This is a genomic window from Aquimarina amphilecti (genome assembly GCF_900109375.1).
Classification (GTDB): Bacteria; Bacteroidota; Bacteroidia; order Flavobacteriales; family Flavobacteriaceae; genus Aquimarina; species Aquimarina amphilecti.
On the sequence record NZ_FOAB01000004.1, the window covers coordinates 187,702 to 200,868 of the forward strand.

16 protein-coding genes are annotated in these 13,167 nt (G+C 31.5%); 4 read left to right on the top strand and 12 right to left on the bottom strand.

The annotated features are described in order from the left end of the window. Nucleotides 1–65: 65 nt before the first annotated feature. The 3 genes from fabV to BMY33_RS11480 form a co-directional block, all read right to left on the bottom strand. The gene (gene fabV, locus BMY33_RS11470; protein WP_091408487.1) at nucleotides 66–1,259 is read right to left on the bottom strand and encodes an enoyl-ACP reductase FabV; all 1,194 of its coding nucleotides are present in this window, start codon (nucleotides 1,257–1,259) and stop codon (nucleotides 66–68) included. A gap of 169 nt (nucleotides 1,260–1,428) precedes the next feature. Next, nucleotides 1,429–1,842 carry a hypothetical protein gene (locus BMY33_RS11475; protein WP_091408488.1) on the bottom strand — a complete coding sequence of 138 codons (414 nt, stop codon included), beginning with the start codon at nucleotides 1,840–1,842 and terminating at the stop codon, nucleotides 1,429–1,431. Nucleotides 1,843–1,853: 11 nt separating this feature from the next. After that, nucleotides 1,854–2,465 carry a trimeric intracellular cation channel family protein gene (locus tag BMY33_RS11480; protein ID WP_091408491.1) on the bottom strand — a complete coding sequence of 204 codons (612 nt, stop codon included), beginning with the start codon at nucleotides 2,463–2,465 and terminating at the stop codon, nucleotides 1,854–1,856. Nucleotides 2,466–2,639: 174 nt separating this feature from the next. Here BMY33_RS11480 and trxB point away from each other — a divergent pair, with 174 nt between their 5' ends. After that, the gene (gene trxB / locus BMY33_RS11485; protein ID WP_091408493.1) at nucleotides 2,640–3,608 is read left to right on the top strand and encodes a thioredoxin-disulfide reductase; all 969 of its coding nucleotides are present in this window, start codon (nucleotides 2,640–2,642) and stop codon (nucleotides 3,606–3,608) included. Between the two features lie 64 nt (nucleotides 3,609–3,672). Here trxB and BMY33_RS11490 read toward each other — a convergent pair whose 3' ends face one another. From BMY33_RS11490 to BMY33_RS11525, 8 genes are all read right to left on the bottom strand, one after another. After that, complete coding sequence (locus tag BMY33_RS11490) at nucleotides 3,673–4,533, bottom strand: GIN domain-containing protein (protein ID WP_091408495.1); 861 nt, start codon at nucleotides 4,531–4,533, stop codon at nucleotides 3,673–3,675. 216 nt (nucleotides 4,534–4,749) lie between these two features. Further along, nucleotides 4,750–5,526 carry a nuclear transport factor 2 family protein gene (locus BMY33_RS11495; RefSeq protein WP_091408497.1) on the bottom strand — a complete coding sequence of 259 codons (777 nt, stop codon included), beginning with the start codon at nucleotides 5,524–5,526 and terminating at the stop codon, nucleotides 4,750–4,752. A 21-nt stretch (nucleotides 5,527–5,547) separates the two neighbouring features. Further along, nucleotides 5,548–6,093 carry a hypothetical protein gene (locus BMY33_RS11500; RefSeq protein ID WP_091408500.1) on the bottom strand — a complete coding sequence of 182 codons (546 nt, stop codon included), beginning with the start codon at nucleotides 6,091–6,093 and terminating at the stop codon, nucleotides 5,548–5,550. A 162-nt stretch (nucleotides 6,094–6,255) separates the two neighbouring features. Beyond that, on the bottom strand, nucleotides 6,256–6,975 hold the full coding sequence (locus BMY33_RS11505; protein WP_091408501.1) for a head GIN domain-containing protein: 720 nt from the start codon (nucleotides 6,973–6,975) through the stop codon (nucleotides 6,256–6,258). A gap of 46 nt (nucleotides 6,976–7,021) precedes the next feature. Next, nucleotides 7,022–8,782, bottom strand: coding sequence for a PspC domain-containing protein (locus BMY33_RS11510; protein WP_091408504.1), 1,761 nt, complete (start codon nucleotides 8,780–8,782; stop codon nucleotides 7,022–7,024). Beyond that, entirely contained in the window at nucleotides 8,779–9,120 is a 342-nt protein-coding gene (locus BMY33_RS11515) for a PadR family transcriptional regulator (protein ID WP_091408506.1), read from the bottom strand. Before BMY33_RS11515 ends, BMY33_RS11510 begins: the two co-directional genes overlap by 4 nt. A gap of 60 nt (nucleotides 9,121–9,180) precedes the next feature. Continuing rightward, complete coding sequence (locus BMY33_RS11520; RefSeq protein ID WP_139195640.1) at nucleotides 9,181–9,714, bottom strand: zinc metalloprotease; 534 nt, start codon at nucleotides 9,712–9,714, stop codon at nucleotides 9,181–9,183. 6 nt (nucleotides 9,715–9,720) lie between these two features. Further along, nucleotides 9,721–10,173 (bottom strand): DUF4870 domain-containing protein, encoded by a 453-nt coding sequence (locus BMY33_RS11525; RefSeq protein WP_091408511.1) that lies wholly within the window; start codon nucleotides 10,171–10,173, stop codon nucleotides 9,721–9,723. A 154-nt stretch (nucleotides 10,174–10,327) separates the two neighbouring features. On the opposite strand from BMY33_RS11525, the gene BMY33_RS11530 reads away from it, so the two are divergent. The 3 genes from BMY33_RS11530 (at nucleotide 10,328) to BMY33_RS11540 (ending at nucleotide 12,038) form a co-directional block, all read left to right on the top strand. Further along, nucleotides 10,328–10,792: a DUF4442 domain-containing protein gene (locus BMY33_RS11530; protein WP_091409454.1), complete on the top strand. Its 465-nt coding sequence runs from the start codon at nucleotides 10,328–10,330 to the stop codon at nucleotides 10,790–10,792. Nucleotides 10,793–10,907: 115 nt separating this feature from the next. Further along, nucleotides 10,908–11,708, top strand: a complete 801-nt coding sequence (locus tag BMY33_RS11535; protein ID WP_091408513.1) for a TIGR00266 family protein — start codon at nucleotides 10,908–10,910, stop codon at nucleotides 11,706–11,708. Nucleotides 11,709–11,840: 132 nt separating this feature from the next. Then, on the top strand, nucleotides 11,841–12,038 hold the full coding sequence (locus tag BMY33_RS11540) for a hypothetical protein (RefSeq protein ID WP_027392192.1): 198 nt from the start codon (nucleotides 11,841–11,843) through the stop codon (nucleotides 12,036–12,038). 18 nt (nucleotides 12,039–12,056) lie between these two features. Here BMY33_RS11540 and BMY33_RS11545 read toward each other — a convergent pair whose 3' ends face one another. Then, complete coding sequence (locus BMY33_RS11545) at nucleotides 12,057–13,007, bottom strand: LysR family transcriptional regulator (RefSeq protein WP_091408515.1); 951 nt, start codon at nucleotides 13,005–13,007, stop codon at nucleotides 12,057–12,059. Between the last annotated feature and the right edge of the window lie 160 nt (nucleotides 13,008–13,167).

A 13,167-nucleotide genomic window follows, 5' to 3' on the forward strand; every position in this document is an offset into this window, starting at 1 on the left:
TAAATAAAAATCCTCAATTACATCTTGTAATAGAGGATCATTGTTTTATTAAAAATAAAATTGAATTAAGATTGTAATCCTGGAATTTCAACTACTTCATTTACTTCCTGGGTATAATCGATTCCATCTACTTTAAACCCAAATAAGTTAAAGAAATCGTTGCTGTACCCTTCTAAATCACCAATAGTACCTAGGGTTTCAGTGGTAGCACTATCCCATAATTCTTTTATCTTTGCTTGGATATCTTCACGCATTTCCCAGTCATCAACACGTATTCTTCCTTTGTCATCAGTTTTAATTTCCTGGTTGTTATATAATCTATCCGCAAACAATCTTTGCATTTGCTCAATACAACCTTCGTGAACATTATTTTCTTTCATTATCTTATATAATAATGAAATATATAATGGAATAACAGGAATAGCTGAACTAGCTTGAGTCACTAGGGCTTTATTTACAGAAACATAAGCATTTCCATTAATTGCGCTCAGCGATTTAGTAATATCAAATGCAGTAGCCTCTAGATCATCTTTAGCACGACCAATAGTTCCTTTTCGGTATACAGGTTCTGTTAATTTTGGGCCAATATATGAATATGCAACTGTCTTAGCTTCTGGAGACAACAAATTCTCTTTTTGCAAAGCATCAATCCAAAATTTCCAATCTTCACCACCCATCACGGTAACTGTATTTTCTATATCTTCTTCTGTGGCAGGCTCAATAGAAATCTGTGAGATGTCTCCGGTATGGAAATCTACAGTTTTGTTTGTATATGAACCTCCAATAGGTTTTAAAGAAGATTTATGTTTTACTCCTGTTTCAGGATGCACTCGTACTGGAGAAGCCAAGCTATAAATAACTAAATCAATTTGTCCAAGATCTTTTTTTATAAGTTCTATAGTTTGCTCTTTGATCTCGTTAGAAAAAGCATCTCCATTGATACTTTTAGCATACAAACCAGCTTCTTGTGCTTCTTTTTCAAAAGCAGCGGTGTTATACCATCCAGGTGATGCAGGTCTGCTAGGTTTAGGAGGTTTTTCTAAAAACACTCCAATTGTTGAAGCATTAGAACCAAAAGCACTAGTAATTCTGGAAGCAAGACCAAATCCAGTCGACGCACCAATAACTAGTACATTTTTTGGACCATTGATAGATCCTTTAGATTTTATATAATTGATTTGATTTATAACGTTTTGTTCACATCCTTTAGGGTGTGCTGTTAGGCAGATAAAACCGCGAGTTCTTGGTTCGATAATCATTGTGTAATTTCTTTTCTGAAGCTACGAACATAGCCTAAAAAGAGTCGATTTCCAAGGAAAATAACAGGAGATTAGATAAATTTTAAGATTCAATAGCTATCCGATAAAACGTGCGTTAATGTTTTAAAAGAACCTACACTAAAATAGAATCAATAAGATTTGTGAATAATTATAAAAAAGGTATTAAATCAGGTGCTAAATAATTCGTCTTTGCTTCTTCAGAATTAAAGATATCAATACTATAATGAGTATCTACCAATCCTTTAAAGTTGTTTTTTAAACCAGGAAATTCTGCAATAAATTCCTTAAAATTATTCGATTTAGATTTTTGTATATAGTAATTTACAATTTTAACTGCTGCGATGGTCAATGTTTTATTAAACTTATCTATTGCATTTAGTTTAGTTACATACGATAAGATTTGATTAGTTATTGTTTCACAAGCTATATCATCTCCGCTTAATTTGATATGTATCCAGGCTAATCTTAAATGAGCTTCATGATTGAATAAAGAAGGATCCAAAGTTCCATTTTCAAATGATGTTTTAAATTCTATATCATCTAGATCAAAATGTGTCTTCATTTATAATGAAATTAATTTTTTACAGAAAACATTGGTAATGTCACTTGATATTTTACCACTATAAGTCGAATACTAATAATTAATAGAGTAGTAATAATATAAATAATATTAATCGGAGTATTTAAAGTGTGTAAAATCATAAAACATATTCCTCCTGCAATGGAGGCAGTTGCATATATTTCTTTTCTAAAAATCACTGGTACTTCATTACATAGGATATCTCTAATAACACCTCCAAAACAACCTGTCATCGCTCCCAAAGCTATTGAAACGATAGGGGCTAAATCAGTTTGTATTCCCGTTTCTACTCCTATTATTGTAAAAATACCTAATCCTATAGTATCAAATAAGAAAAGGGACTTTTTTAGGTAATCTAATTTATTTCTAAATATAATGGAGAGCATGGTTACTCCTCCAATTAAATACATGTTTACGGTGTTTTGCATCCATGAAACAGGTGTTGCACCTATTAGTATATCTCTTAGAGTTCCACCTCCAATAGCTGTAACAAAAGCGATAATAAAGATTCCAAACAGGTCGAATTTTCTATTCATAGCACTTAAAGCTCCAGAAATGGCAAAAGCTATAGTTCCTAAAATATCCAAAGTATCGAAAAGTGTCATTCTCTTTATTTTGGAATAAATTTAGGATATCTAATTGAAATTATTATTTCTAGATTGATGTTTTTGATATTTATTTAGGATATCTATATGTGCATAACAATTCTTAATAACTTTAATGTAAGGTTTATCATCAAATTGCTACTTTTACATCAGTTAAATAGAATAGAAAAGATTATGTCAGATACTATAGAAAGAATAAAATGCCTTATCATAGGTTCGGGACCGGCAGGTTATACTGCGGCGATATATGCAGCTAGAGCAGATCTAAAACCTATTATGTATACTGGTATGGAACCAGGAGGGCAGTTGACTACTACTACAGAAGTAGATAATTTTCCGGGATATCCTGAGGGAATTGATGGTCCTACAATGATGGTACAATTACAACAGCAGGCTGAACGTTTTGGAACCGAAGTTCGAATAGGAATGGTTACTTCTGTTGTTTTTAGTAAAGAAGCTGGAGGAATTCATAAGGTTACTGTTGATAACACTAAAGAAATAGAAGCTGAAGCAGTTATTATTTCTACGGGTGCTACAGCAAAATACTTAGGATTACCTAGTGAGCAAAAATTACGTGGGGGAGGAGTTTCTGCCTGTGCAGTTTGTGATGGATTCTTTTATAAAGGTCAGGATGTTGCTATTGTAGGTGCTGGTGATACTGCTGCAGAAGAGGCTACTTATTTGTCTAATATATGTTCTAGCGTAACGATGTTAGTTCGTAAAGATTATATGAGAGCTTCTAAAGCGATGCAGCATCGTGTAAATAATACACCAAATTTAAAAGTACTTTATAATACAGAAGTTGATGAGGTTTTAGGAGATCAAGTAGTAGAGGGTTTACGTATGGTAAATAATCAAACTGGAGATAAATCTGAAATTTCAATAACAGGACTTTTCATAGCTATCGGTCATAAGCCAAACACTGATATTTTTAAAGACCAGATTGATATGGATGAAACCGGATATATTATTACAGAAGGTAAGTCTACAAAAACTAATATCCCTGGCGTATTTGCATCAGGTGATGTTCAAGATAAGGAGTACAGACAAGCAGTTACTGCTGCGGGGACTGGTTGTATGGCAGCATTAGATGCAGAAAGGTATCTTGCTACTATAGAAACAAGCGAAGAAGTTTCTGCATAAAAAATGCATAAATAATTCTAAAAATAAGCCTGATATGTTTTAGAACATATCAGGCTTATTTTTTCTATTTCAGTTTAAGTAAACCTGGACTGTAATCTATTTTTTTCTTGTATAATGTGGCTTCATTGGCAAATAAAGTCATATTAATTTTTGGTTCTCCAAGAAGATATATTTCAGTATCATCTTTGGCTTCAATAGTAATTTCTTCATTAGCTACCACATAACAATCACTAGAGCCCTCCGCAATAATTGAAGTTTTTTCTGCAGTCAATTTTTCACCATAAAAATCGGTATTTCCATCAGCTCTTATAAGCATTGATGTTGTTTTTCCCTCTAGCTTTGCATACCCTTTCTGATATAAATCAATTTTTAAGCTATCCGCATCTGCAATACCTTTAAGTTCAGAATCATCATTTATTTGATAGAAAGCTTCATTAGCATTAATGTGTAAATCAACATTAGATTTACCATTTGTAACACTGGTTGTTTTATCAGCTTCAATACTTAAAAATATATCAGAATTATCATTACTTTCTATTCTTATAATGGGAGTTTTTATAAGTGATTTTGATTTAAGGTTTATTTTATCATAAGAAACTATTTTCTGTAAATCTTGCGCATAATTTATTTTAATATTAAGTGCTTTTGAACGCTTTATCCTTTTATCGGATCTAATAATTAAAGTACTGTCTTGTACACTTATATTAATTATTTCTTGTAAGTTACTATCTGCTTCAATAGATATTATATTATCACTATCCTCTTGTAATGTTACCTCAAAATTATCGTAGAGTTGTATTGTGTGAAATGCATCCACAGGCTTTTGTTCTGTAACTACAATCTTATTCCCTTTTATTTTTTCTTTTTGTGCATTTACGTTACTTAAAACGGCTATACATAATATAGAAAGCACTAATGTTCTCATAGTATGAAAGTTTTTATTTTAAACTGTGTTTTTTTTGTTTCAGTATAATAATGAGTTAAAAAATGTAATCTTTAACTCACTATTATATATTAAATATAATATTGTTTTGAACTATATTTCAAAACACGTACCAAAAAAATAGCCTCTTTTAGATTAGAGGCTATTTTTCTCCGCGAAGCGCAAAAATGGGTTAAGTAAGAAATGATATTCTTTACGTTATTTTGTTTTTTTAGCTTCTTCTACAATCTGGCCATTTTCTCGAACGATCATTTTAGATACTACTCCATTGGTGTTTTTTATGAATTCAAAAGTTAATGGACTTTGTTTATGGAAGAACAATGTTTTTGTTTGTGGATATACTATCGCGTGCATTTTGCCTGCGTTAATTTCTAAAGTTTGATCTTTTATAGTAATAACGACTGTTCCGGTTTGAGGTGCTTGATAGGTTCCTATGTATTGATTTAAAACTTCTTTAGTTACGGAGATTTCTTTTTTGTCTGTGTTCTGCGGAGCAGGTTGGTGGTCGTAACTAAGAACTCTAGTCATTTTCCATTGATCGCTTTTATGTTGCCAAACGTGAGTGAACTTAGCTATTTCGGCCAGCCTTTCTTCTTTACCTTTTTCTAATACATAAAAAACGTGCTCTCCGGTAATAATAGCCCCGTAATTATTAAGTGGAAATACTTCTACACTACCTTCTACAACCTCTCTACGGACTCTTGGATTTTCTGGATTGCATAATCCATTTTCTACGCTGGACATCATTTTGGTAAGTCCAGAAGTTAATCCTCCTTTATCATGATAAAATTCAAAATCTTCTACAAAAAAAGTTTTAAATGTAGTAATATCACATGTGTTATATGATTTCCAGAATTTTTTATCCAGTTCAAGAATTGTTTTTTCGAGTGAAGAATTATTTTGAGCTAGTAAGAGTGAGGGTGTTAACGCTATAAATAGGAATATATAGGTTTTGCTTAAAACTGTTTTTAACATGATAATTCGTTTTTTGATTAATTAATTTTTTTGATTGATTTTTTGGAATACAAACGGAATTCCTTTTCTGAAAATGGTCCAAACCAGAAATGATACTGTTATGAGAACTAGACCAATAGCTATTGGTAAGATTCCACCGAAAGTATAGGTGAGTCCCAATATGAAACCAAGTAAGTTTCCTGGAAGATATATTCTAATGAAGAAAGCTAGAATTATTGGTGACCAAATGGCATATTGTAAAATGTTTTCTAATCTAAACTCCCATAATAACGATATTAGGATACCGAAAACCAATCCTCCAATAAAACCCTTGGTGATTTGTGATAGGCCGTAGGTGGTTGGGTTTTTATTATGTAACCATTTACTTAAGGAAATTAAAATCCAGCTCAATAAAGGAATTGATAGTAATCCCCACCAATTGGATATTCCGGGTAAATCTTCTCGTGCTAATAGATGATGTGTAGTTACTCCACCATTATAATGTTCCCAAAAGATATGAAGCCCAACTAGAAATGTAACAAGAACAATGAAAGGTAGTTTGTTTTGAATTATTTTTTGTGCGATCATTTTTTTTGATTTTTAAAATGATGAAAAAGGAAAACCACCCAAAAAGCATAAATATCTAAATAACTTGTCTGTCAACAATGGAAGCTTTTCAGGTGGTTCTATTTTTGGTTGGTTGGTGGTGGTTGGTGGTTGAATTTATTGGTTAGGTGGTTGTTTATATATTTAGTTTCTTTTTACATTTCCTCCAGAATTTTCAACTTCGTCAACTTTTCCAGGTTCTCCATAATAATTGATATTTGCGCCGCTAGTGGCTTTTCCGGTAAATTGATCTTTAGCATGGATTCTAATCATAGCTCCACTAGTTGCTTTTGCTTCTGACACTAAACTTAATAACTCATTAGCTCTAATATCTGCTCCACTTGTTGCACTTGCAGTATGATTATTTACTTTACCAGATAAATCCATCATAGCTCCACTAGTTACTGATGTAGTAAGTGTTTCTGCTTTCACCTTGAGTTCAATATCTGCTCCACTAGTTGCACTAATTGCAAGATCTTTTTGTACAACTGCTCCTTGAGATGTTACTCTAGAGCCACTCGTAGCTGATATTTTTCCTAATTTATCATAGGATACGTATACCGTTTTTTCATCTGCTTGATAAATATTTTTATCAGAAGTTATGTATAAAGTTTCTCCTTCTACATATACTTCTATATGCTGATGTAAGTTTTCGTTGGCTTCGATGATTACTTTTCGATCTTTTTTATTAGTTAAAACTACATCTAAACCGCGACTTGATTTAATAGTGTCAAAGTTTTCATTAATAGTTTTTTCTTTTTTAATTACTTCTCCTTGACCTCGAATTCCATCAAAGGCAATGTTGCAAGAACAACATAGTGCAGTGAGACATAAGGTTACAATTATTTTAGCTAGTGTTGTCATAATCTGAGTGATTTAATTTATTAAACTGTTCGTTTTTTGATTGTTATTAATTATCGGTTTTGATTTTTATTCCGTTCTCGTCAATTTTTATATCTACTTCTTCGCTTTTGATTTGTACTCCATCCTCGTCAATTTTAAGATTCGCATTATCATCATCTGAATTGATATTAATTTTCACTCCATTATCAGAATCATTATCATCGTCTTCCCATTCATTATATTCCCATTGATCTTTTGGGCAATCCTGACAAGTAAGTTGTCCATCTATTAATTTTAGATATTTTCCTTCTTTACCATCGATAGTTAGGTAATCATTATATTTCCAAGAGTTATTAAAACCTGAAGTATTATTATCAGCATATACTGTCATTCCTTTAGGTATAGAAATTATAATTTCAACTTCTTGATCATTATACTTGTTTGTATAATCCGTGATTGCGTATCCATCTATTAATAGTGTATTTCCTTTAATATCATAATTATACTTGATTGCAGCTGCTCTTTCTTTTGCTTCATCATAACTACTTCCTTCTGCATTTTTTCTAATAATCAATTTAGGAATTGAATCTTCTCTATTTTCTTTAATGAAAACTTCTACATCCTGAATTACAATTACCTTATTATCATTTTCATCTCTTTTTATTTTAAAATCATTTCTATGATATAAACCTCTTACATATCTATTATTTCCAACCATTTTTATAGTTAGTGTATCACTTGGTTGTAAGTTTAAGTTTCTCGAATCTTCAATTACTTCTGCATCGTAAGCTTCTTGAGTTGCTTGACGAATACCTACTACAGTTAATCCTATTACAGATAAGATCCAAAAAGCTAATAGAGCTAATTTAGCTGGTGTACCAATTGATTTTAAATTATTGATTACAATTTTTAACCCAAGAATGAATAAAAAGAAAAATGGAATACCTACAGCAAATAATGTAAGTAATGATACTAGCCATAAAGGAATATTAGGATGATTAACTACATCAATATATTCAGTAAATGGTGTTTCTATAAACCCAAAAGTACCAACCGTGAATAAGCTAATAAAAAGGCTTATTAAGGTAACACCTGCAACTATTATAAGTAGTACACCTATAAATTTCACAAATATTTTCAGTAGTACTAATAATACATCTCCAAGTGCATCAAAGAAACTAGTAGAACCATTTTTTACTTTATTACTATATTTTTGATAATCTACATCTTTTACTTTGTCTGCTACATCATTAAATCCTTCCTTGATTTTTTTTTCGATATTACTGATATTTACAGCTTCACCTTTCATCGCTAGATAATCTGCTGTACTCTTTGCTTCTGGTACAAAAATCCAAAATGCGATATATATAAGAATGAATGCTCCACTTGAGAATACTGTAAAAAGAATCCATGCTATTCTTAACCAAATAGGGTCTATACCTAGGTAATGACTTAAACCAGAACTTACACCTCCTACATATGAGTTAGAAGTATCTCTAAATAGTTGTTTAGATTTTGTGGTTCTTTGATATGATGATTTTGGTTCATCTTCAAAAATCTCTTCATCCAATCTATAATCTTCGGGTTGCCCCATAACTTCGATTACTTCTTCGACTTCTTTAGTGCCTATTACTTGTCTTTCATCTTTTATTTTTTCACTGAAAAGCTCTGCTATTCTGGCTTCGATATCAGCGATAATTTCATCTCTACCTTGAGAGTCGGTAAATGAACGTTTTATCGCCTGAATATAGCGCTGCAGCTTTAAATAAGCGTCTTCATCTATGTGAAAAAATATGCCTGCTAAATTTATATTGACTGTTTTGTTCATTGTTGTTTCTTTTTTTGTTTAGTAACAATGGTTACTGCATTTTGTAATTCGTCCCAAGTGGTATTTAATTCTTTCAGAAAAAGTTTTCCCGTTTCTGTAAGTCCATAATATTTACGTGGTGGTCCTGATGTCGATTCTTCCCAGCGATAACTGAGTAATCCTGCATTCTTAAGTCTAGTTAGTAAGGGGTATATTGTGCCTTCTACAACTAGCATCTTTGCGTCTTTAAGGGTCCCTAAAATCTCTGCTACATAAGCGTCGTCATCCCTAAGAATTGAAAGTATGCAATATTCCAGAACACCTTTGCGCATTTGCGCTTTTGTGTTTTCGATCTTCATAAAACTGGTTTTTAAAAAATTAAACTGTTCATTTTTTGATTGATTGATTGATTGATGATGTTATTTAAATATATATTGATCTGAGAATACAACTCCAGCAATAAAAACTGTGGATAAAAGATAATTGATTAAGTTAAATTTTAAATTGTATCTCTGTTCTTTTGATGTTTTAATTAATAAAATTAATAATGTAAAACTTACTAATAATGGTAGCATCCAATATCCAAGTCCTAGCCAAGCACTAATACGAGCTTCATCATTAGGGTTAAAAATTGATATAATCATTGCTAGTACTCTAGAGTAAAAAGCAAAGAATAAAAAAGGATACCAATATCTATTATTCGTTTTTTTTATGAAATAAAAGATTACGAATGCCTGAAGGATTGTAAACAAAGGTCCAGCGGCACTAACCAATTGCTGATGCCAAGCTGATCGGTATTCTCCTTCTAATAAGAATGCAGAGTTAAGTGTCATTCCCATTTCGTATCCTAAGAGTTTCCCAGTGATGAAGTGAGCTAACTCGTGAAAAAAGAAGGATGATACCACAGCTATAGCAGTAATTAGAACGTATTTTATATTGATTGATGAGTTCATTCTAAATTACTTTATAAAGCGTATTGTTAATGGATACTTATATCGTTCTCCTTTATTTCCTTTTATTGCTGCGGAGATGATAAAAATGATTTCTAAAAAGAAACCAATTAAAGCAATGACTCCAACAAAAGAAGCACCTATTAATGTTCTAAATCCTCCATCGCTAGAAAAGTTAATATCTAATCCATTGTGATTAAAAACATCAAACAATGATGCATCTCCAAGTATATTAAACATAAAAAATGGAACAGATATCATTCCTAGTATTATTGTATAGAGTAACACGCTTAATTGGAAATTGATAGCTTCCTTACCGTGGTTGTCTATAAACTCTGATTTATCCTTATTAGTAGTCCATAATAAAATGGGAACTATAAAATTCCCGAATGGAATGAAGTATTTTGTAAATACTCCTAAGTGCATAAATGTTGCGATATTTTTGTGGTTGTTATTTGACATTTTTAAAAGTATATAATAGTTTCTTATACAAATATATGGTTAAAAGAAGGTATTATGCAAAACATAGTACCATATTTTAACATAAATTTATGATTTAGACTTGTTTTGTATGTCCATTCTTTTTCAATACTTTAGACCAACTAAATACTTTATTATGAATATTACTCCCAGAAAGATTAACACCTTTACAATGTTTAAGTTACCTTCTGCATGGCTCTGTGGCGTTCGTGTAAAACAAATTACTGAGTCTAGCTGTATTGTAAGTGTTAAGCATAGATGGATGAATCAAAATCCTTTTAATTCCATGTTTTGGGCGGTGCAAGGTATGGCAGCAGAAATGAGTACTGGAGCTATGGTTTCTGGTCAAATTCATAAAAGCGGCAAAAAAATATCTATGTTAGTGGCTAATAATAATGCAACTTTTACAAAAAAAGCTACTGGTAGAATCACATTTATATGTAGTGATGGGCATTTGATTAAAGAGGCGATTCAGAAAACAATAGAAACCGGAGAAGGGCAGACCGTATGGATGAAATCTATAGGGACTAATAAAGATGGTGTTGAGGTTTCAACGTTTAACTTTGAATGGACGATTAAGTTAAAAACTAGTCAGGTTTAACTATTTCTGTTTTTTAACTTTTATTTATTGTAGAATAAATTCTGTAACACTTTACAGTAATCTGTAACTTATATATTGAGACTATTCATTAATCAATAAAAATAAATAATAAAATATGACAGCACACGAAATTGACTACGTTATCTATGGAGAAGAAATGCAATATGTAGAAATAGAACTAGATCCCCAAGAAGGAGTAATTGCTGAGGCAGGTAGTTTTATGATGATGGATGATGGTATTAAGATGGATACTATTTTTGGAGATGGTTCTCAGAAAGATCAAGGATTTATGGGAAAGATTTTTGGTGCTGGGAAACGTTTACTTACTGGAGAAAGTCTTTTTATGACTGCTTTTTATAATGAAGTTATAGGTAAAAAGAAAGTTAGTTTTGCTTCGCCATATCCTGGAAAAATTATCCCTATTGATCTTACAGAGTATGGAGGTAAATTCGTTTGTCAGAAAGATGCATTTCTTTGTGCGGCTAAAGGAGTTTCTGTTGGTATAGAGTTCTCTAGAAAGTTAGGTAGAGGTTTGTTTGGAGGAGAAGGGTTTATTATGCAGAAGTTAGAAGGAGACGGAATGGCGTTTGTACATGCCGGCGGAACTACTGCTCGTAAAGAATTGCAAGTAGGAGAAACACTGAAAATAGATACTGGTTGTATTATAGGTTTTTCGAAAGGTGTTAATTATGATATAGAAATGGTAAAAGGTATTAAAAACACCATTTTTGGAGGAGAAGGCTTGTTTTTTGCAAACTTAACAGGGCCAGGAGTCGTATATATACAATCCTTACCTTTTAGTAGGTTAGCAAATAGAGTGTTAGCATTGGCTCCAAGAGGTGGAGGAAAAAGTAGAGGAGAAGGTAGTATTTTAGGTGGTTTAGGAGATCTTTTGGATGGCGATAATAATTTTTAGTAAAGTTAAATAAGGGTTAAAAGACGGTTTTTTGGTTTTATTTGACTATATTAGATCTAACAACTTTAAAAACTGTAAGTATAAACCTACAATTACTTGTATTAAACCTAACATTTAAACCCCTATTAATTTATGGCGAGAGCAATGTTTGATTATACCAAAACTGTACTAAAAAAGGTTAGTTTTGATGTAAATCTATTTACAAAGGAAGTAATTAAAGCACTAAACAGATTACTACCGCACGAGATTGAAGAATTAAAACTTTGGATTCAATCTTTGGCACTAAACAAACCAGAGTTAGAACCTTGTTTAATTTATTTAAAATCATAAAATTATAAAAGCGACTTTTTAGTCGCTTTTTATTTTTGATATAGGGCTTATAATCTGAACATTCTGAAAAGTAATTGCCCCTTTTACTACACCGGCGATTGTACTATGTAGTGCTTCTATAATTTGCATTTTTAACTCACTTTTGTGAAAAATAAGGCTTACTTCTCGAGCAGGAGAAGGTTCGTTAAAAAAATGTAGATTTCCTTTTTCCTTATCATTGATATCTAAAGTATGTAGGTAAGGTAATAATGTCATTCCTAATCCTTCATTAGATAGTTTAACCAATGTTTCGAAACTTCCGCTTTCTAACTGAAAATGATCTTCATCATAGCTCTTTTGGGTTTTGCATAAGTTTACAATTCCATCTCTAAAGCAATGCCCATCTTCCAATAATAACATGTCGTCTATATCTAAATCAGATATATCTATTTTATTCTTTTTATTTAATCGATGACTAGGAGGTATGTAACCAACAAAAGGTTCGTAATATAAAACACGTTCTTTTATATTTTCATTCTGTAAAGGAGTTGCAGCAATAGCAGCATCAAGATGTCCATCTTGCAAACGCTCCATAATAGCTTCAGTTGTTAGCTCTTCAATTTTTAATTTTACTTTAGGATATTTTTTTATAAAATTATGCAAGAACATCGGTAATAAAGTCGGCATTACTGTAGGTATAACTCCTAACTTAAATTCTCCGCCAATAAACCCTTTTTGTTGATCAACTATATCTTGAATTCGCTCACTCTCATTAACAATATTTCTAGCTTGTTGTACTAGTTTCTTTCCTACTTCTGTAAGTTCGATTGGTTTTTTACTTCGATCAAAAATAAGAATCGCTAATTCTTCTTCTAACTTCTGGATTTGCATACTTAATGTAGGTTGCGTAACAAAAGTTTTTTCTGCTGCTTTAGTGAAGTTTTGATGTTCAGCAACTGCTAATACATATCGTAGCTGTGTAATGGTCATGTTGTTAATTTTGGATGACAAAAATAGAAAAGCTATTGATAAAACTTATTAAGGATATGCTAAAAATTTATTTTTTCTATTGAAGTTTTTATAAAAAAATGTTTACCTCTTTTCATTTTATGATACTAAACAGTAAAACTTATAATAATTAAAAATTTAA